This window comes from Azospirillum lipoferum 4B (genome assembly GCF_000283655.1).
GTDB classification, from domain to species: domain Bacteria; phylum Pseudomonadota; class Alphaproteobacteria; order Azospirillales; family Azospirillaceae; genus Azospirillum; species Azospirillum lipoferum_C.
Genome location: NC_016587.1, coordinates 287,800 through 308,145 on the forward strand (window position 1 = coordinate 287,800; position 20,346 = coordinate 308,145).

Here is a 20,346-nt window from a genome sequence, read left to right on the forward strand (position 1 = left end):
TCCCCTCTCCCTCGAAGAGGGGGAGGGTTAGGGAGGGGGCAACCGGCGCCTCTTCCAAATGAGAGACAATTCCGGGAGACCACCATGCGCCCCCTGCACGCCCTGCTGCTTCTGTTCGCCCTGCTGGCCGCTCCGACTTTCGCACAAGCGCAGCTCTATCAGGTGCCCGGCCCCAACTCGCCCACCACCAAGGAGCAGGTGCCGCTCTACGTCCCGCAGGACGACAAGGTGATCGGCCGGGTCAGCATCCCCGACGAGAAGCTGGCGGTGCTGGTCCAGCCGGAAGGGCGGGAATGGCGGGAATGGCGCAGCCACACGCTGAGGCTTGCCATCGGCGGGCTCGCCATCGGCATGACGGCGGTGCTGACGGTCTTCTTCCTCTATCGCGGCACCATCCGCATCCATGGCGGAAAGGCGGGGCGGCTGGTCCTGCGCTTCAACGGGCTGGACCGCTTCGCCCATTGGACGACGGCGGTCAGCTTCCTGGCGATGGCGCTGACCGGCGCGATCCTCACCTTCGGCCGGACGCTGCTGATCCCGCTGATCGGCCATCAGGCCTTCACGCCGCTGGCGGAATATTCCAAGTCGATCCACAACTTCGTCAGCGTGCCCTTCGTCGTCGGGCTGCTGATGATCGTGGCGCTCTGGATGCGCGACAACATTCCCGAAAAGTCCGACTGGCAGTGGGTCAAGACCGGCGGCGGCCTGTTTTCCAAGGCCGGCGGCCACCATCCGGAAGCCGGGCGCTTCAACGCCGGACAGAAGGGGGTGTTCTGGGGAATCGTGCTGGGCGGGACCGGCATGATCGTCACCGGCTATCTGCTGATGGTCCCCTTCGCCTTCACCGGAATCGGCGGCATGCAGATCATGCACGTCATCCATGGGCTGCTGGCGGCCGTGCTGATCGCGGTGGTGATCGGACACATCTATATCGGCACCATCGGCATGGAAGGCGCCTTCGACGCCATGGGCAGCGGCGATGTCGACGAGGCCTGGGCCATCGAGCATCACCGCCGCTGGTACGAGGAGCAACTGCGCAAGGGCTATGTCGAGGGCCGGCAGCCGGCGGAGTGAGCGGCCCGGTGCGGCGTTCGCATAGGGTGGTGAACGAACAATCCCACCCCCGCACCGTCTCCTTCCATAGTACAATTTACCCTGCACCTCCCAGAGTGGCTGAATGGCGCAGACAAACGCGCTGGACCGGGGACCTGTCCGGTTCGCCACACTGAGAGGAACGGCCCAAATGCTCCACCAGGCTCTCGACACGCTCCAGAAGCAGATCGCGCTCCGCCCCCGCTACGACAACTATATCGGCGGCCAGTGGGTTGCTCCGGTGGACGGCCAATACTTTACCAATCTCACGCCGATCACCGGCAAGCCGCTGTGCGAAGTCGCCCGTTCCCAGGCCGCCGACATCGAGCTGGCGCTCGACGCCGCCCACGCCGCCAGGACCGCCTGGGGCCGCACCTCGCCGACCGAGCGCTCGAACATCCTGCTGAAGATCGCCGACCGCATGGAAGAGCGGCTGGAGGTCATCGCGCTGGCCGAGACGCTGGACAACGGCAAGCCGATCCGCGAGACCCGCGCCGCCGACGTTCCGCTCGCCATCGACCATTTCCGCTACTATGCCGGCTGCATCCGCGCCCAGGAAGGCTCGATCGGCGAGATCGACCACCACACCTACGCCTACCACTTCCATGAGCCGCTGGGCGTCGTCGGCCAGATCATCCCCTGGAACTTCCCGCTGCTGATGGCGGCCTGGAAGCTGGCCCCGGCGCTGGCCGCCGGCAACTGCATCGTGTTGAAGCCGGCCGAGCAGACCCCGATGGCGATCATGGTGCTGGCCGAGATCATCGGCGATCTGCTGCCGCCGGGCGTGCTGAACATCGTCAACGGCTTCGGCCTCGAGGCCGGCAAGCCGCTCGCCACCAACAAGCGCATCGCCAAGATCGCCTTCACCGGCGAGACCTCGACCGGCCGCCTGATCCTGCAATACGCCGCGGAAAACATCATCCCGTCGACCGTCGAGCTGGGCGGCAAGTCGCCGAACATCTTCTTCGAAGACGTGATGGCCGAAGACGACGATTTCCTGGACAAGGCGCTGGAAGGCTTCGCGATGTTCGCGCTGAACCAGGGCGAGGTCTGCACCTGCCCGAGCCGCGTCCTGATCCAGAAGTCGATCTACGACCGTTTCATCAAGCTGGCGGTCGAGCGCGTCGCCAAGATCGCACAGGGCCATCCGCTGGACGGCGGCACGATGATCGGTGCCCAGGCCTCGCAGGAGCAGCTGGAGAAGATCCTCTCCTACATCGAGATCGGCAAGGCCGAGGGCGCCAAGGTGCTGCTGGGCGGCGAGCGCGCCCATCTGGGCGGCGAGCTGGAAGGCGGCTACTATGTCCAGCCGACCATCCTGGAAGGCCACAACAAGATGCGCATCTTCCAGGAGGAAATCTTCGGTCCGGTCGTGGCCGTGACCACCTTCGAGACCGAGGAAGAGGCGCTGGCCATCGCCAACGACAGCGAGTTCGGCCTGGGCGCCGGTGTCTGGACCCGTGACGGCAGCCGTTACTTCCGCATGGGTCGCGCCATCCAGGCAGGCCGCGTGTGGACCAACTGCTACCACCTGTACCCGGCGCATGCCGCCTTCGGTGGTTACAAGAAGTCCGGCATCGGCCGCGAGACGCACAAGATGATGCTCGACCACTACCAGCAGACCAAGTGCCTGCTGGTCAGCTACAGCCCGAAAGCGCTCGGCTTCTTCTGAGCCCCGCTCCTCCCTATCGGGCAAACCTGGGCCGGGGGCGCGTCCCCCGGCCTTTTTTCTTTCCCCGCGTGGTTTCGTGATAAAGGACCGCCATGACCGACCGCGTGACCGCCACTCCCGAAGCCGTCGCCCTGCTGAACCGCCTGTCGGCCAAGCACGGACCGCTGATGCTGCATCTGTCGGGCGGCTGCTGCGACGGGTCGGCCCCGCTCTGCCTGCCGCTGGGGGAGTTCCGGCTGGGCGGGCGCGACCTTCAACTCGGCACCGTCGCGGGTGCGCCCTTCTGCATGTCCGACGACACCTTTCAATGGTGGCGCAACACCCAGGTCATTCTGGACGTTATCCATGCGCGCGGCGGCGGCTTCTCGCTGGAGGCGCCGGACGGGGTGCGCTTCACAGCAAAGGCCCGCCTGTTCACGGATGAAGAATTGGCGGGCCTTTCCGATCCGCAACCTGCAAACACTCTCTGACAGACCATCACCGGGGAACCATCCTCCACCATGTCCTCCTTCACCGGCCCGCGGATTGGCCTTGCCCGCCGCCATCCCTGGAGTACCCTTGCCGGATCGCATCCGCGGACGGAGCGGGAGGTGCAGGGGGAAGCCATGTCCGCACGGGAGACTTCCATGAAGGAACCCGCGAGGATGGCAGCCGGCGACGGCATGCCGCGCGCCGTCACCCATGCCGAACGCCCCGACGAAGCGGCAAGGGAACTGCGCGCCGGGCTGGGCGACGCGGCGCTGGAACTGGTGCTGGTTTTCTGCGCGCCCAGCTATGACCGCCATGCCCTGGCCGATGCGCTGGCGGCGGAGTTCGGCATGGTGCCGGTGATCGGCTGCACCACGGCGGGGGAGATCGGCCCCGGCGGCTACACCACCAACGCGCTGGTGGCGGTCGGCTTCCCGACCGAGGATTTCTGCGTCGTCACCGCGCTGGTCGACCATGTCGACCGCTTCGAGATCGCCGACAGCACCGCCATCGCGCGCTCCCTGCTGTCGCGGCGCGACCGGGCGCTGGCCTCGCGGCCGGTGCCGCTGGGCGAGGACGCCCGCAGCTTCGCCATGCTGCTGATCGACGGGCTGTCGATGAGCGAGGAGACGGTGGTCAGCGCGCTGCACAATGCGCTGATCGACATCCCGCTGTTCGGAGCCTCGGCCGGCGACGACCTGCATTTCGAGCGTACCTTCGTCCTGCATGAGGGCGCGTTCCACCCCAATGCGGCGGTGGTGGCGCTGTTCACCACGACGCGGCCCTTCACCGTCTTCCGCACCCAGCATTTCGTCAGCTCCGACCGCAAGATGGTGGTCACCGGCGCCGATCCGCAGCACCGCATCGTCCATGAGATCAATGCCGAGCCGGCGGGCCGCGAATATGCCCGGCTGGTCGGGCTGGAGGGGGAGCCGCTGACGCCGATGATCTTCGCCTCCCACCCGGTGGTGGTGCGGGTCGGCGGCCAGTATCATGTCCGCTCCATCCAGAAGGTGAACGACGACGAGAGCCTGACCTTCTTCTGCGCCATCGACGAGGGCATCGTCCTGACCGTGGCGGAGGGGGTCGATCCGGTCGCCAATTTCGACGGGCTGATCGAGGGCATCGAGGCGGAGGTCGGCGCCCCCGACCTGATCCTCGGCTGCGACTGCATCCTGCGCCGGCTGGAGATGGAGCAGCGGCAGCTGAACGCGGTGATGTCGGACCGGCTGGCCCGCCACCGCGTCGTCGGCTTCTGCGCCTATGGCGAGCAGGTCAACGGCATGCACGTCAACCAGACCTTCACGGGCGTCGCCATCGGAGGGCGCTAATCCATGGTCGGCATCCGAACCCACAACTGGACACTCGACCCCGCCGACCGCATCGCCGAGCTGGAGCGGGAGAATGCCAAGCTCCAGCGCATCAACAAGGTGCTGATGGACCGTGTCGAGCGGTCGATGGATTTCCAGGGCGGCGCCTTTTCGCTGTTCCAGACCGCCATCGTGCTGGAGCAGAAGATCCGCGAACGCACGCTGGAGCTGGAACGCGCCCTGCACAAGCTGGAGGACAGCAACCGCGACCTCGCCCGCGCCAAGGAGCTGGCGGACACCATGCGGACCCGCCTGTTCGAAGCCATCGAGTCGGTGAACGAGGGGTTCGCCCTGTTCGACTCCGCCGACCGGCTGGTGCTGTGCAACCGCAAATACCTGTCCTATTGGCCGTCGGTGGCCGGCCGCATCCAGGCCGGCATCCGCTTCAACGATCTGGTCGCCATGGTCGCCGCCGCCGGCGCGGTCAGCGAGCCGCCGCCGGACGTCTGGCTGCGCGAGCGGATGGAGCACCGCCACGACCTGAAGGGCGTCTTCCTCAATCGGCTGTCGGACGGCCGCTGGATCCAGGTGAACGAGCGGCGCACCCGCGATGGCGGCATCGTCGGCGTCTACACCGACATCACCGTCATCAAGCATGAGGAGGAGCGGCGGCGCGAATCCGAACAGGCGGAGAAATCCGCCCTGATGATGCTGAACGACCAGCTCCAGCAGGCGAAATCCCAGGCCGATCAGGCCAATTTGTCGAAGACCCGCTTCATCGCCGCCGCCAGCCACGACCTGCTGCAGCCGCTGAACGCCGCCCGTCTGTTCGTCTCGGCGCTCGCCGACCTGGAACAGCCGGACGCCAATGTCGAGCTGGTGGAGAACATCGACGTGGCTTTGGCGTCGGTGGAGGATCTGCTGTCGGCGCTGCTGGACATCTCCAAGCTCGACGCCGGGGCGGTGACGCCGGAGCTGACCGACTTCCCGCTGCGCGGCATCCTGGCGCCGCTCGCCACCGAATATGCCGCGGTGGCGGCGGAGCGCGGCATCGACCTGAAGGTCGTCGGATCGGGGGCGGTGGTGCGCAGCGACATGCGGCTCTTGCGCCGGATCGTGCAGAATTTCCTGTCCAACGCGCTCCGCTATGTCCAGGGCGGCCGGGTGGTGGTCGGCTGCCGCCGCGCCGGCGACGGCATCCGCATCGAGGTGTGGGACAACGGCCCCGGCATTCCGCGCGACAAGATCACCGAGATCTTCCAGGAATTCCGCCGGCTCGACACCCCCGTCACCAAGGGGCGCGACCGCGGCATGGGGCTTGGCCTCGCCATCGTCGACCGCGTCGCCCGCATGCTGGACCACCCCATCACTGTGCGGTCGGAGCCGGGCCGCGGTTCGGTCTTCGCCGTCACCGTGCCGCGCGGCACCGAGCGCCGCGCCGTGCGCCCGGCCAGCATCGCCGCGCGGCCGATGACCAACCGGCTGGCCGGGACCTCCGTTCTGGTGCTGGACAACGAGCCGGCGGTGGTGGCGGGGATGGAGGCACTGCTGCGCGGCTGGGCCTGCGACGTGGTGTCGGCCACCAACGGCGACGAGGCGCTGGCCCTGCTGTCCGGCATGCCGCAGCCGCCGGATTTGCTGATCGCCGACTATCACCTCGACGACGGGGCGCTGGGCGTCAACGAGGTGGCGCGGCTGCGCGCCGCCTGCGGCCGCATCCTGCCCGCCGTGATCGTCACCGCCAACCGCACGCCGGAACTGGCGGACGAGGCAAAGGCGGCCGGCTGTCTGGTGCTGAACAAGCCGGTGAAGCCGGCGCAGCTGCGCGCGGTGATGTCGGGGCTGGTGGGATAAGAAAGACCGCCGGCCACAGGCGTTCCTCGTCGGAACGCGCGCCGCCGGCGGGTTGCAACGGGTTCTATCCGGCCTTGCCGCTGTCAGCTGGACTGGGCAGGCAGGCAGAGCTTTCCGTTGGTGAGATCATACAGCACCGGAAATTGCAGGAACATGCCGAGTCCGGTGTTGACGCAGCCATTGCCCCGGTCGCCGTTGCCCCAGGCGGTAAGGTCGTCGCATTGTTCGCTTCCGGCGGTGAAATTCATCACCGTCTGACCATCGGTCAGATTCAGCACGATGGTATCGCCAGGCGCGGGCTGCATGTTGGTGCCGAGATTGGTCCCCGGATAGAAGGTGGTCTCCGTGGCGCCGGTGTCCATCACATAGCTGATGTCCGTGGCACTGTTGTAGGGGCTGCCGGTGGTCTGCACATAGGCCGTTCCGGTCGCGACCCCTTCCGCATAGGCGTTGATCGTGGTCTTGCTCCCAAAAAGCTGGGTGTAGGTTCCCGCCGACGGCATGGTGTAGGGCAGCGGGAAGCTGGTCGCGAGCGTGTCGATGCCGCCCAGGATGAGCCGACCGACCAGCGTTCCCTGAGGCAGTTCGTCGCCGACATAGGGAACGGTGTTCACGAGGTCGACGATGAAGCCGGCTCCGTTGTTGTAGGGAAGCTGGGAGAGCACGCCCAGCATTTCCGGCATGGTGGAGGGCGGCGCATAGGGCGAGGGAAGTTGGTGCTTCAGCGGCAACTGGGGCGTGGACGCGGTGTTCTGCAGGGATGCGCCGAAATCGCCGGAGAAGTAGTTGAAAATGGGAAAGGCCGAAACGCTTTCCTGCTGGTCCTTCGGTCGCAGGATGGTATCCACCGCCGCGATGGTGGCCTTGGTGGTGACCGGACCGGGACCGGTTTCGGCGAGGAGGGATACATAGACGTCCCTGGCCTTGCCGAAATAGGTGATGCCGCTGGTGTATTGGGTGAAAACCTCGCCATGATCGGTGCAGCCGGTCAGTGACGGCAGCTTCTCGCGGTCGGCCCAGAACGCCTTGCCGCCGGTATCGAATTCGAACAGAACCGGATCGGGTAGCTGTGACCCGTGCGTCGGCTCGTCCGGCGTGACGATCACCGGAATACCGACCTTGCGGGCCGAGGGATTGGTCGGGTCGAAGGGAACGATGAACAGCGGAACGATGGTGGCGCCAGCGCTCAGGATCTGCTCGGTGGTCAGGTTGAGCCGCGACGGCAGCGGAGTGCTGGGCGGAGCCGGGGGAGGAATGGTCGGGGCCATGTTCGATTCCACGCTTGAGCGATAGGAAGGGGGAAATTGGAAAGGGAAGCGCGTGTCAGGCGGGATAGGCGGCGTAGCCGACCTGACCGACCTGCGCGTCGAAATAGAGCTGATAGCTGTTCAGCAGATGGAAGCCGGTGTTGACGAAATTGCCCGCACCGCGAGGCACCAGATATTTGGGCGGGATCACGCCCGGTTCCGCGTCGGTCGTGAAAACGAAGCTTTCGGCACCCTGGCCGAGCTGCACGGATTCGGAACCGGTGATGCCGAAGCTGTAGCACACCTTGACGGTCGACGGTTCGACCGGAACCTCGATGGCGATCATCGAACCCGCCTTGATTTCGCTGTCCAGATTGCCGAGCGGGGACTTCACCATTGCCAGATCGACCCCGGTGTCCATCAGGATGTCGTAGCTGGTTGTGTCCGTCGGGTTGATGTTGCTCACCCGGAAATAGCCCTTCGGCGTTGTCCACTGGCTGGAGTTGTGCGGCGCGGGCGTCTCGGTGCCTTCGTAGGTGAGCTTCTGGAAGCCGAAGACACTGCTGCCGAGCTGCTTGGCCGCCAGTTCAGGCGTCAGGCCGAGCCAGATGCCCTTGGTGGTCAGCAGGAACGAGGGATACATCTCCCCGGTGGACATTCCGATGAGCGACAGGAACGGATTGCTGGCCAGTACGGGGCGGCCGAAGCCGATTCCGCACATGTGCGGCGTCTTGTCGACCGCACCGATCGCGGTGATCTGGGTGGTGGCCGCCGCGGCCTTCCCGTCCTGAACGCCGATGCTCAGCGCCGGAATGGTGAAAATGAACCCATGAATATCGTCTTGCGACGGCTGATAGACGACGGTGGTCGGCCCATGAATTTCGACACCCGGCATCAAGGTGCCGGACGTGATCTTATTCTGGGCCGCGTCATAGGTATAAACGCCGTCCTGGTAAAAGAACGAGGCGGGAAGGACCAGGCCGGTCGATCCCGTATCAAGCTGAACCACCGCATTTCTGGCGGAAACGCCATTCGATCCCGGGATCTGGATGGCAACGTGGAAAGCACCCTCATCCTCACCCACCAGGGGAATTCGGATGGCACTGATCGCGGGCGTGCTCGACATTGAAATTTCCTTTCCGAGAAATGAAGAATGCGGGATCATCTTTGGAGAGAAAATTGTCGGAAACAACCAACCATTTGGATCGAAATCAAACGAAAATCGCCTCTTTAAATAATCATACCAATGAATGAAGCAATTTTTGGATTTATCTCCCTGACCTTGAGTTGTGCGCCCTGGGCGTCCGATTCCGTATTGTTTTACCGGTTGGAGACGTTGGGGCAATGGGGCCGGATATGAGGAAAGCGATTGTGGGCATATGATTTACCGGTAACAGCTTTTTGACGGCACCGACTCCCGCGCTTGGCTCTTTGTAAGTGTACGCTAACGGTTAGCCATGGCTAACGTTTCAAGTGTCTTCGCCGCCCGCACCGCCTATGAGTCGGAAAATGGCTGGAGCGGCTTGCTGGCCGGATTCGCCGCGGCTCCCGACTTCCCACGTTTTGTGCATTGCAACACGCAGCCATTCCCAGAATGCAGGGCCATTCACCGGCGGTCGGGCGCATATAAGATTGCGTGAGCGACGAAGACGCCGCTCCGATCTTCATAAGAAGAGGCCTGAGGTGATTCACAAGATTCTGGACGCGATCGATACCATCATCGCGGAAAAGCGGGAAAACGGCCAGCTTGAGGAATGGCTCAAGAGCGGAGCTGCGCGCCGTTTCTGCGAGAAGATTTCGTCAGAGCGCAAGCACTACTATCCCGCTCTGCTCCTGTACTTGGAGCGCAATGGCGGGCAACACGTCTGACAGCATATGGGTAACGGGGACGGGCCGCGGAATTCCGCGGCCCGCCCGTTTTTGAGGACCCTTATTCGGCCGCCAGCGGCTTCGGCATCATGCTGCCGGTCTGCTGGAAGCGGGTGTGCCAGGCGAAGGCCTCCTCCAGCAAATGCGGGGTGTGGCCGCCGCGCTGCAAGGCCCGGCGGTGATAGTCGGCCGCCAGTTCGCGATAGCTGGGATGGACACAGTTGCGGATGATGGTCTCCGCCCGTTCGCGCGGCGCCAGCCCGCGCAGGTCGGCCAGACCGACCTCCGTCACCAGGACGTCGACGTCATGCTCGTTGTGGTCGACATGGCTGACCATCGGCACGACGCTGGAGATGGCGCCGCCCTTGGCCAGCGACTTGGTGACGAAGATGGCGAGATGGCTGTTGCGGGCGAAGTCGCCGGAACCGCCGATGCCGTTCATCATCTGCGTGCCGTTGACATGGGTGGAGTTGACGTTGCCGTAGATGTCGCACTCCAGCGCGGTGTTGATGCCGATGACGCCCAGGCGGCGGATCACCTCCGGATGGTTGGAGATCTCTTGCGGACGCAGCAGCAGCCGGCCCTTGTAGGAGCCGATCTTCGGCAGCACCTCGGCATATTTCCCGGCGCTGAGCGTGATCGAGGAGCCGGAGGCGAAGGTCAGCTTGCCGGCGTCGAACAGCTCGAAGGTGCTGTCCTGCAGCACCTCGCTGTACATGGTCAGGTCGTGGAACGGCCCGTCGATCAACCCGTGCAGCACGGCGTTGGCGATGGTGCCGATGCCGGCCTGCAGCGGCGCCAGCGAGCGGCTCATCCGGCCCTGCTTCACCTCCCGGCCCAGGAACTCGATCAGGTGGCCGGCGATGGCGTTGGTCTCGTCGTCCGGCGGCAGGATGCTGGCGGAGCTGTCCTGCTTGCGCGTCACCACGATGGCCGCGATCCGCGACGGGTCGATCGGGATATAGGGCAGGCCGGCGCGGCTTTCCGCCGTCACCACCGGGATCGGTTCGCGGAAGGGGCGGCGGGTCGGGATATAGACGTCGTGCATCCCCTCCAGATCCAGCGGCTGGGTCAGGTTCAGCTCGACGATGATCTTCTCGGCCAGGATGGCGAAGGTCGCCGAATTGCCGATGGAGGTGGTCGGCACGATCCCGCCGTTCTCGGTGATGGCGCAGGCCTCGATCACCGCGATGTCGACCGGCCCCATCTGGCGCGAGCGCAGCAGCTCCACCGTTTCCGACAGGTGCTGATCGACGAACATCACCTCGCCGCGGTTGATCGCCTTGCGCAGCACCGGGTCGGCCTGGAAGGGCAGGCGGCGGGCCAGAACCCCCGCCTCGGTCAGGATGCGGTCCACGTCGTTGCCCAGCGAGGCGCCGGTCATCAGCGTGATCTTGAGATTCTCGGACGCGGCGCGTTCGGCCAGCGCCAGCGGCACGGCCTTGGCGTCGCCGGCGCGGGTGAAGCCGCTCATGCCCACGGTCATGCCGTCCTTGATCAGGAAGGCGGCCTCTTCCGCCGGCACGACCTTGCCCCACAGCGACTTCAGGCGAATGCGATCTCGGTACATCGGGCGTTCCTTTTATGAGTGCTTTTTGGCGAATGGAGAACGATCCGTTCCCATGCGGTCATATTTCTTGTTTGAAAATACTCATAAGGAGGCGCTGTCCGGCGCCGCAATTGTTCGTCCGGAATATCAGGCCATCCTGATGTGAATGGGTGGGCGAATATCGGCAGATCGGTGCGGAATGCGGACGGAAACTTGCGATGGTGTGGGATCGAAAAATGAAACTGAGTTTCAGTCCTGCAGATTTTTCCCGGTTACTTGATGCCTGCTCCCCTCACGCCGTCAGCGGCAGAGCCTCGTCGCAGGCGAAGGCCGTCATCACCATCGCCTCGGCGGCATCGGCCGACAGCGGGCGCGAGATCAGAAAGCCCTGCAGGCAGTTGCACCCGGCCTCGGCCAGCCAATGGCGCTGTTCGGCGGTCTCCACCCCCTCCGCCACGGTGGACAGCAGCAGCTTCTGGGCCAGGGCGATGACGGTGGAGGCGATGTCCGGGGCGTGCGGCAGGTCGTTGACGAAGCTGCGGTCGATCTTCAGCACGTCCACCGGCAGTTCGCGCAAGTAGGCCAGCGAGGAATAGCCGGTGCCGAAATCGTCGATGGCGATGCGCACCCCCAACGCCCGCAGGCGGTTCAGCGTCGGCAGATGGTGGCGCACGTCCTTCATGATGACGGTCTCGGTGATCTCCAGCTCCAGCAGGCCGGGCGGGGTGCCGTGGCGCTGCAGCACCTGTTCGACCAGCCGGGCGAAGCCGGGATCGGCGAGCTGGCGGGCGGAGACGTTGACCGCCACCGGCACCGGGCCATGGTCCAGCGCCCAGCGGGTGGCGGTGCGGCACGCCTCCTCCAGCACCCAATGGCCGATCTCGATGATCAGGCCGGTATCCTCGGCGACCGGGATGAAATCGGCGGGGGAAATCGCCACCCCCTCGTGCCGCCAGCGGATCAGCGCCTCGAAACCGGTCAGCCGGCCGCCCGCAGCCTCGATCTTCGGCTGGTAGACCAGTTCGAAGGATTTGGCCGCGGCGGCCTCGCGCAGTCCGGCCTCCAGCCGCAGGCGGGTCTCGGCGCGGTCGGTCATGTCGCGGGTGTGGAAGACGAAGCGGTTGCCGCCCGCCGCCTTGGCGGTCTGCATCGCCGAATCGGCCATCCGCATCAGCCCGGCGCCGTCCGCGCCGCCGTCCGCGCCGCCACTGCCGCCCGCGGCGTCCATGGGGTGGAGGACGATGCCGATGCTGGCGGTGACATGGATGCGGTGGTTGCCCACCTCGCGCAGGGCGGACAGGCCGTCCAGCAGCCGTTGCGCCACCATCGCCGCCTCCTCGCCGTCGGCGACGCGCTCCAGCACCACCACGAACTCGTCGCCGCCCAGCCGTCCGACGGTGTCGCAGCGCCGGACGCAGGCGCCGAGCCGCTCCGCCACCCGGCAGAGCAGCAGGTCGCCCACCCCATGGCCCAGGCTGTCGTTGATCCGCTTGAAGCGGTCGAGGTCGACGTGGAGCACCGCCAGCCGTCCGGTGCCCGGCTCCCGCGCGCGCTCCGCCAGATCGATGGCATGGTCCAGCCGGTCGAGCAGCAGCGCGCGGTTGGCCAGACCGGTCAGCGGGCAGCGGGTCGCCAGCCGGCGCAGTTCGTCATGCTCCTGCTCCAGCAGGGTCAGGGTCTGGTTGAAGCGGGCGATGACGAAACCGAGTTCGTCGTCGGCATGGCCGCGCGGCACGACCAGCGGCTGGCCATAGGGCTTTTCCGGATCGATGCGCGCCACCGCGCGGCCGATCTGCAGGAGCGGGCGGGTCAGCAGCCGGTGGAACACCGCCGCCATCGCCAGCCCGATCAGGAGGTTGCGCAGGGTTCCGGCGACCAGCGCCGCAGAAACATAGGCGAGGAAGCCGGCCGCCGCCCGCCCGGTGTCGATCCCGACCGTCAGCCGGCCGACGATCCGGCCGCTGCCCGCCGGCGTGCTGCGGTCGGCTGCGGGGAGGGGGAGGTCATGGACCAGCGTCGGCCGGTCGGCAAAGAGCAGCGCGGTCGCCGCCTGTCCCAGCAGCGACATCGGCGTGGCCGTCTGTTCGCGCCGGGCCAGCAGCGTGCCGTCCCCAAGGCGGATCTCCGCCCAGCCGGCATTCGCGCGCACCACGCCGTCCAGCACCTGCCCGGCCAGATCGCCGTCGATCAGCCAGGCGGCGGTGGCGGCCGGCCCCTCCACCAGATTGGCGACCTGCTCGATCCGGGCCAGCGCCGCAGCCCGCTCACGCGAAGCGGTCCAGGCGAACTCCGCCGCGGTGATGGCGAACCCGATGACGAAGGCGGCGAGGACCGCATGAATCGCCTGCTTCAGCGTCAGGCTGCGCAGGATTGGGATCGCCATCGTACCGTTCCTCGACCGCGTGTTTCGCACCGCCATGCAACCCAGGAGGTAACCCTTCCGGGGGTATGGCAAACCGATGCATTAATGGGACGGGCGATGACTCGAACGCGGCGGTTCTATGAAATTTTTGTAACCGAAAGTCCCGGCTTATTGCTGACAATGCATATTGCTGCATAGGGCCATTCCCGGGGCGCATGGCTACCATTCAGCATTGGTAATACCAGTTCGTGTGCGGCGCAGCATATCTTGGCCCTGCCCATTCTCGGGGCGTTTCCTCCCTAAACTTCAGGGCCGCGCATTTGCGCGGCCCTTTTTCTTTGCGGAAACGGAGGGGAGCGGGGCGGGCGCGTCAGACCCGGCGGGCGAGCGCCAGCAGGCCGCCGGCGCCGATCATCAGGCCGCCGGTCAGCCGGTTCAGCGACTTCGCCGCCGCCGCCGTCGTCAGCTTCGCCGCCAGACGGTCGCCGCCGGTGGCATAGGCCATGATCCAGCCGAACTCGATCACCACCATGGTGGCGACCAGGGCGATCAGCTGCGGCGCCAGCGGCGCGCCGGCATCGATGAATTGCGGGAACAGGGCGCCCATGAACACCAGCGCCTTCGGGTTGCTGAAGGCGACCAGGGCGCCGCGCAGGAACAGCCGCGCCGCCGACCCCTCGCCGGTCGCGGAGGCCGCGGCGTCGCGGTTGCCGGCCGGCTCCACCGGCGCCCGCCATGCGGCGATGCCGAGCCAGGTCAGATAGGCCACGCCGGCCCAGCGCACGATCTCGAAGGCAAGCACGGAGGTGGAAAGCAGGGCGCCCAGCCCGAAGGCCGACAGCGCCGCCATCACCGCCAGCGCCGCGCACATGCCGGCCCCGCCCCAGGCGGCGCGCCGCGCGCCGAAGCGCAGGCCCAGGCTCATCGCCAGCAGCATGTTCGGCCCCGGCGTCATCGAGATCACGAAGGCGGTGGCGAAGAAGAAGGCGAGCGTCTGACACGTCATGGTCTGGGGCCTCGACAACGGGGGTGGGCAACAATCGGATGCACCACAGCACCATGCGCGTGGTTCCGCCGCAAGCGGTGCCGGCGAAACACTGCCATGCCTTGCCGTTGCGAGTTAGGGGAAAGCCGCCTGGACCCGCCATGCGCGGAAGGCGAGGTTGGCCGAATCCTGGTCGGGACGCCGGTAGGCGGCAAAGCGGCGGTCGCGGATGCGGGCGCGGGCGCTGGTCCACACCGCGCTCCAGTCGATGGTGCCGTCGGCCAGCAGCCGTTCCTCGATGATGGCCAGCAGCGTTTCGTTGACGGCCGACACGCCGATGTTCTGCGTCGCCAGAACCAGCGCGTCGGGCGCCCGCTCCAGCGTGGCGCGAAGCCGCGTGTGGCCGCCGCAGGATCCCCAGAAGACCAGCGCCGTGGCCGGCCCGATCTCCGTCATCGTGCCGTCCTCGTGATAGCTGTGGCCGCGGTGGATGACGATGGACGGGGTCAGCCCCTCGCGCGCCATCCAGTCCCAGGCCGCGGCCCGTCCGGCATCGCCGGCGCCGGGCACGTCGGCGACGATGACGATGCGGCGGTCGTGGCGGTCGGGACTGACGGCGACGACGAAACCGGACCGGCTGTGCAGCGCCCAGCCCTGCATCCGGTGCTGCCGCAGGAAGCCGCGGAAGGACGTGCGCCCGTCGGGATCGTCGTAGAAGGTCATCCGCTGCACGTTGAGGCCGTTGCGGAACAGGCGCTGCGCGGTCAGGACGGGCGGGGTGCCCAGCGAATGGCGCTGGAGAAACCGCTCCGCCTCGAAGGCGGGGGTGGCCGGCCGGCCGGACAGGCGCATCGCGTGCAGGCTGCCCGCCAGCCCGGCCATCGCCTTGACGGAGCCTTCGCCCGCGTCGCGGTACCAGGCCGCCAGTTCATCCTCAAGCGCGGCGCGGACGGCGCGGTTGTCGAGGTCCATGGCGTCGGCCAGCACGCCGATGACCACCGCAGGATCCGGCATGCCGCTCGTTGCCGGTGCCTGCGGAGTCTGCGGCGTCCGGATGGCCGGCAGCAGGGCCTGGATGCTCTCGCGCATCAGTTCCCGCGCGGTGGCGGGGTCGGTGCCGAACAGGCTGCCGGCCCGCCCGCCGCCGACGACGGCGATGAAGAAGTCCGCCCACAGCGGCCGGGTCCGCGTGCCGCGGGCGAGGTCGAGGATGCCGCGCCGCTCCTGCTTCAGCTGGATCCGGAGGATGTTGACCAACCCGTCGAGCGAGGAGGTGTAGAGCTGCGGCCCGATGCGGGCGATCAGGCCGAACAGGTCCTCCGACGACAGGGCCAGCGTGATGCGGAAGCGGTCGGCCGGCGGATCGTCCACCATGTCGTCCAGCAGCAGGCCGATCTTCGGCGCCATCGGCACCGGATCGCGCGCCAGCGATGCCGCCAGCGCCTTGGCCGCCTGGGCTTCCAGCAGGCGCAGATGCTCCTTGGACAGGCGTTTGCGCAGCTCGTGCCGCGTCTCGTAGAAGGGCAGGCCGCTGTCCAGCGAGCGCGTCAGCAACCCGATGTCGAGCGCCCGCGCGATCACCTCCGCACCGCCGGGACGGGTGGACAGCTGGTCCGCGGCGCCCACGGCGTCGAAGGGGGCGAGCAAGACCGCCTCCCGCAGGGCGGCCAGGGCAGCCTCGCCGGGGAACAGGCTGGAACAGCGGAATGCCTCGGCCGGGTTGCTGCGGGCCAGTTCCGCGAAGGCCGCATCCCCGCCGAACAGCGCGTCGAGCACGGGCTTGCCCGCGGGTTCGTGGTCGGCGCAAGCCGTGTGCGCATCGATGGTGCGGATTGCGGAAGTCTGCGGCTTGGGCAGGTCGGGCGCCATCAGTTCGGCAGAATGCAGCGGCGCAGGCGCGGTCTGCGCCATCGCAGATCCAAACCAGCCGCCGGGCCAGCCGACAGTCAGGACGGCCAGAAGGGCGCACAGGGTCCATGCCTGCCGCGGCGAAGCGGCGGAGAGTGAGCGGCCTGCAGGCGCGTCGATGGCTGATGCGGACATGAACTGCCGGGCTGGGGCGGGTGCGTGAGAGCGCGGGGCCTCCGCCGGTCGGCTTACCCCTTACGGCTTAGCCTATGCAGGCAATCGGGTCCTTGTCACCCGTTACCGGTGCCGCCGCCACGGATTGTGCCGGTCATTCCGGGTTGCGATGGCGGCGGAGTACTCCGCCTTGGCCTTTCGGTGCCGCCGGAATCGCCCGGCAGGGCATGGACAGAGACCGTTCGCATACCAATCCTCAATCCTTCGTCCGACGCCAGGCGTCCGGACAGCGGTGGCGAAGGGGGTGCGTATGCGTGCATACCGTCTTTTGGCCCAACTCCTTGCCGGTTTGCCGGCCTGCGTGCTGATCCTCACCTCCTTATGCCTGTCCTTGTCCGCGGTCCCGGCCGCGGCCCAGACGCCGGTGGACCTGGAACTGGTCCTGGCGGTGGACGTGTCCGGCAGCGTCGATCCGGACGAGGCGAAGCTGCAGCGCAACGGTTATGTCCAGGCGCTGCTGAACCTGAAGGTGCAGGCGGCGATCCGCGGCGGCCCCTTCGGCCGGATCGGCGCCACCTATGTGGAATGGGCGGGGGAGGGCCACCAGCACACCGTGGTGCCCTGGACCGAACTGAGCGATCCGGCCAGCATCGAGCGCTTCGCCGGCATGGTGGCGGAGGCGCCGATGATGACGGAGCAATGGACCTCCATCAGCGCCGCCATCGACTATGCCGCCCCGCTGTTCGAGAACAACGGGTTCGAGGGCACGCGGCGGGTCATCGACCTGTCGGGCGACGGCGAGAACAACCGCGGCCGTCCGGTGGAGGAGGCGCGGGACGCCGCCGTCGCCCGCGGCATCACCATCAACGGGCTGCCGATCCTGAACGAGCGGCCCAACCCCTGGGGCGGAGCGCCGCCGAACGACCTGGAGGGCTATTACCGCGACCATGTCATCGGCGGTCCCGGCGCCTTCCTGGTTCCTGCCCGCGACTTCGACGCCTTCGCCGACGCGATCCTCAGCAAACTGCTGCTGGAAGTGTCGGGCATCCAGCCGGCCGGGCGGGAGCGGGACCTCGCGGCCCGCTGAGCGAGCCGGGATTCAGTCCACCGCGCGGTCGACGGCGCGGCCGGCCTTTTCGGCCGGACCCGGCGGATCGATGGCGTCCTTCACGCTCTGGCCGGCGTTGTCGATGGACTCGCCGGCACGCTCGGCCGGGCCTTCATTGTGGCAGGCGGCCACGGCGACCAGCGGCAGGACCAGGACGGCGGTGCGCAACAGCGTCAGCATGACGATCTCCTTCTTGCATGGCGCGCGGCGTCCGGCGATGGGCGGCGCGCTGCGGTGCGAGATGAACGGCATGGCCGGGCTTGAGGTTCGGCCGCCTACCCAATTGCGCCGCCGAAGGTCGCGCTTGGGCCGGTGCTTACGCAGATGGGCTATCCCCCCTCTCCCGTCCCGGGAGAGGGAAGGGGCCCGCCGCGAAGCGGTGGGAAGGGTGAGGGGTAGTGCAAGGAACCATGCGGTTCAGAATTCTTGGACCACCCCTCACCCTCCCCACTTCGTGGGTCCCCTCCCTCTCCCGGGGCGGGAGAGGGAATTCTCACGAAGGTCGAACGCTGCATTTTGTGTTCTACGGTCAACTGCCCGCCGTCCGTCCCGTGCCACTCTCGCCCGAGGGATGAGACGGGCGGGAGGCCGGCATGGCTGGGTACCATTGCGATCTGGGGCGGCAACGCCACCGTTTCGACGACCTGAAGGCGCTGATGGCCTGCGCCTCGCCGCGGCGGTCGGGGGACGAGCTGGCGGGCATCGCCGCCGACAGCGACGAACGGCGGGTGGCGGCGCGCATGGTGCTGGCCGACCTGCCGCTGAAGACCTTCCTCACCGAGGCGCTGGTCCCCTACGAGACCGACGAGGTGACGCGCCTGATCGTCGACAGCCATGATGCCGAGGCCTTCCGGCCGGTGGCGCACATGACGGTCGGGCAGTTCCGCGACTGGCTGCTGTCCTACGAGGCCGATACCGCTGCGCTGACCGCGCTCGCCCCCGGCCTGACGCCGGAGATGGTGGCGGCGGTGTCCAAGCTGATGCGCAACCACGATCTGGTCTGCGTCGCTGCCAAATGCTCGGTCGTCACCCGCTTCCGCACCACGGTCGGGCTGCCGGGGCGGCTGTCGAGCCGGCTGCAGCCCAACCATCCGACCGACGACCCGACCGGCATCGCCGCCTCCACGCTCGACGGGCTGCTCTACGGCATCGGCGACGCGGTGATCGGCATCAACCCGGCGACCGACAATGTGCCGGCCTGCATCGCGCTGCTGGAGATGCTGGACGCGGTGCGCACCCGCTTCGACATCCCGGTGCAGTCCTGCGTTCTGGCCCATGTCACCACGACGATGCAGGCGATCGAGCGCGGGGCGCCGGTCGATCTGGTGTTCCAGTCCATCGCCGGCACCGAGAAGGCCAATGCCGGCTTCGGCGTCACCCTGTCGCTGCTGGCCGAAGCGCAGGAGGCGGCCAAATCGCTGAAGCGCGGCACCATCGGCGACAACGTGATGTATTTCGAGACGGGCCAGGGATCGGCGCTGTCGGCCGACGCCCATTTCGGCATCGACCAGCAGACGGTGGAAACCCGCGCCTATGCCGTCGCCCGCGCCTTCGACCCGCTGCTGGTCAACACGGTGGTGGGCTTCATCGGCCCCGAATATCTCTATGACGCCAAGCAGATCACGCGGGCCGGGCTGGAAGACCATTTCTGCGCCAAGCTGCTGGGCGTGCCGATGGGCTGCGACGTCTGCTACACCAACCATGCCGAGGCCGACCAGGACGACATGGACGTCCTGATGACGATGCTGGCGACCGCGGGCGTCAATTTCCTGATCGCGGTGCCCGGCGCCGACGACGTCATGCTGAATTACCAGAGCCTGTCCTACCACGACGTGCTCGGCCTGCGGCATCTGCTGAAACGCCCGCCGGCACCCGAGTTCGAGGCGTGGCTGGAGAAGGCCGGCTGGCTCGACGAGCAGCGCCGCCTGCCGCCCTGGCCCGACCAGAGCCTCGTCGTCTCCGCCCTGCTGGGGAGCGCCGCGCCATGAGCGACACCCGGAAGGACAATCCGAAGGATCCGTGGGCGCGCTTCCGCAGCGCCACCCGCGCCCGCATCGCGCTGGGCCGCAGCGGCGACGCCCTGCCGACCAGGGCGCTGCTGGAGTTCCAGCTGGCCCATGCCCGCGCCCGCGACGCGGTTCACAGCGCGGTCGATTTCGACCGGCTGGCCGCCGACCTCGCCCCGCTGGAAACCCTGCGCGTCCACAGCGCGGCCGCCGACCGGCCGACCTACCTGCGCCGGCCCGATCTCGGCCGCCGGCTGGATCCTGCCAGTGCGGCGACCCTGCCGGGTGGGGAGTGGGACCTGCTGTTCGTGATCGCCGACGGGCTGTCGGCCGCCGCGGTGCAGGTGAATGCGGCCCCGCTGGTCCATGCCTGCATGGAGCGGCTCCCGCATCTGCGCATCGGCCCGGTGGTGCTGGCCGCGCAGGCGCGCGTGGCGCTGGGCGACGAGGTGGCGGCGGCCATGGGCGCCCGTCTCGTCGCGCTGCTGGTGGGGGAGCGGCCGGGCCTGTCGGCGGCGGAATCGCTGGGGGTCTATCTGACCTGGGACCCGAGGCCCGGCCGTGCCGATTCCGAACGCAACTGCATTTCCAACATCCATTCCGACGGCCTGTCCATACGGGCGGCCGCCGACAAGCTGTGCTGGCTCGCAACCGAGGCGGCGCGGCTGAAGCTGACGGGGGTCGCCCTGAAGGAGGACGCCCCGTCCCTGGCCGGTCCGGACAACGAGAAAAACCAACTGACAGACCGGTCGTGAAAGAGCGCTGCCATAGACACCAACGCCGTGACTTTCAAAGCCTTGAA

At 67.4% G+C, this 20,346-nt stretch carries 16 protein-coding genes; 9 read left to right on the forward strand and 7 right to left on the reverse strand.

All coding sequences use genetic code 11. The features are described 5' to 3' along the window. Positions 1-84 precede the first annotated feature (84 nt). From AZOLI_RS25550 to AZOLI_RS25570, 5 genes are all read left to right on the forward strand, one after another. On the forward strand, positions 85-1,074 hold the full coding sequence (locus tag AZOLI_RS25550; protein ID WP_014189540.1) for a formate dehydrogenase subunit gamma: 990 nt from the start codon (positions 85-87) through the stop codon (positions 1,072-1,074). A 169-nt stretch (positions 1,075-1,243) separates the two neighbouring features. After that, positions 1,244-2,764, forward strand: a complete 1,521-nt coding sequence (gene adh, locus AZOLI_RS25555; RefSeq protein WP_014189541.1) for an aldehyde dehydrogenase — start codon at positions 1,244-1,246, stop codon at positions 2,762-2,764. A 92-nt stretch (positions 2,765-2,856) separates the two neighbouring features. Further along, complete coding sequence (locus AZOLI_RS25560) at positions 2,857-3,234, forward strand: DUF779 domain-containing protein (RefSeq protein ID WP_014189542.1); 378 nt, start codon at positions 2,857-2,859, stop codon at positions 3,232-3,234. Between the two features lie 156 nt (positions 3,235-3,390). Beyond that, entirely contained in the window at positions 3,391-4,563 is a 1,173-nt protein-coding gene (gene nosP / locus AZOLI_RS25565) for a nitric oxide-sensing protein NosP (protein ID WP_244442671.1), read from the forward strand. A 3-nt stretch (positions 4,564-4,566) separates the two neighbouring features. Continuing rightward, on the forward strand, positions 4,567-6,396 hold the full coding sequence (locus tag AZOLI_RS25570; RefSeq protein WP_014189544.1) for a hybrid sensor histidine kinase/response regulator: 1,830 nt from the start codon (positions 4,567-4,569) through the stop codon (positions 6,394-6,396). Positions 6,397-6,479: 83 nt separating this feature from the next. Here AZOLI_RS25570 and AZOLI_RS25575 read toward each other — a convergent pair whose 3' ends face one another. Then, a complete protein-coding gene (locus AZOLI_RS25575; RefSeq protein ID WP_014189545.1) occupies positions 6,480-7,664 on the reverse strand; it encodes a hypothetical protein in 1,185 nt (394 codons plus the stop codon). A 55-nt stretch (positions 7,665-7,719) separates the two neighbouring features. Continuing rightward, positions 7,720-8,769, reverse strand: a complete 1,050-nt coding sequence (locus tag AZOLI_RS25580) for a hypothetical protein (protein ID WP_044553167.1) — start codon at positions 8,767-8,769, stop codon at positions 7,720-7,722. A gap of 557 nt (positions 8,770-9,326) precedes the next feature. Between AZOLI_RS25580 and AZOLI_RS25585 the strand changes: the two genes are divergently transcribed. Continuing rightward, positions 9,327-9,512: a hypothetical protein gene (locus AZOLI_RS25585; RefSeq protein ID WP_014189548.1), complete on the forward strand. Its 186-nt coding sequence runs from the start codon at positions 9,327-9,329 to the stop codon at positions 9,510-9,512. Between the two features lie 61 nt (positions 9,513-9,573). Here AZOLI_RS25585 and AZOLI_RS25590 read toward each other — a convergent pair whose 3' ends face one another. From AZOLI_RS25590 to AZOLI_RS25605, 4 genes are all read right to left on the reverse strand, one after another. After that, on the reverse strand, positions 9,574-11,082 hold the full coding sequence (locus AZOLI_RS25590; RefSeq protein WP_014189549.1) for an acetyl-CoA hydrolase/transferase family protein: 1,509 nt from the start codon (positions 11,080-11,082) through the stop codon (positions 9,574-9,576). A 271-nt stretch (positions 11,083-11,353) separates the two neighbouring features. Next, complete coding sequence (locus AZOLI_RS25595; protein WP_014189550.1) at positions 11,354-13,444, reverse strand: putative bifunctional diguanylate cyclase/phosphodiesterase; 2,091 nt, start codon at positions 13,442-13,444, stop codon at positions 11,354-11,356. 349 nt (positions 13,445-13,793) lie between these two features. After that, positions 13,794-14,429 (reverse strand): LysE family transporter, encoded by a 636-nt coding sequence (locus AZOLI_RS25600; RefSeq protein WP_014189551.1) that lies wholly within the window; start codon positions 14,427-14,429, stop codon positions 13,794-13,796. Positions 14,430-14,543: 114 nt separating this feature from the next. Beyond that, complete coding sequence (locus AZOLI_RS25605) at positions 14,544-16,319, reverse strand: hypothetical protein (protein ID WP_014189552.1); 1,776 nt, start codon at positions 16,317-16,319, stop codon at positions 14,544-14,546. Positions 16,320-16,740: 421 nt separating this feature from the next. Here AZOLI_RS25605 and AZOLI_RS25610 point away from each other — a divergent pair, with 421 nt between their 5' ends. Then, entirely contained in the window at positions 16,741-17,517 is a 777-nt protein-coding gene (locus tag AZOLI_RS25610) for a DUF1194 domain-containing protein (RefSeq protein ID WP_014189554.1), read from the forward strand. Positions 17,518-17,529: 12 nt separating this feature from the next. Here the strand turns inward: AZOLI_RS25610 and AZOLI_RS25615 are convergent, their stop codons facing one another. Further along, entirely contained in the window at positions 17,530-17,790 is a 261-nt protein-coding gene (locus AZOLI_RS25615; protein ID WP_014189555.1) for a hypothetical protein, read from the reverse strand. Between the two features lie 341 nt (positions 17,791-18,131). On the opposite strand from AZOLI_RS25615, the gene AZOLI_RS25620 reads away from it, so the two are divergent. Together AZOLI_RS25620 and eutC are read left to right on the forward strand one after the other, a co-directional pair. After that, a complete protein-coding gene (locus AZOLI_RS25620; protein WP_014189556.1) occupies positions 18,132-19,526 on the forward strand; it encodes an ethanolamine ammonia-lyase subunit EutB in 1,395 nt (464 codons plus the stop codon). Beyond that, a complete protein-coding gene (gene eutC, locus AZOLI_RS25625; protein ID WP_014189557.1) occupies positions 19,523-20,299 on the forward strand; it encodes an ethanolamine ammonia-lyase subunit EutC in 777 nt (258 codons plus the stop codon). The genes AZOLI_RS25620 and eutC overlap by 4 nt, the downstream gene beginning before the upstream one ends. Positions 20,300-20,346: the final 47 nt, after the last annotated feature.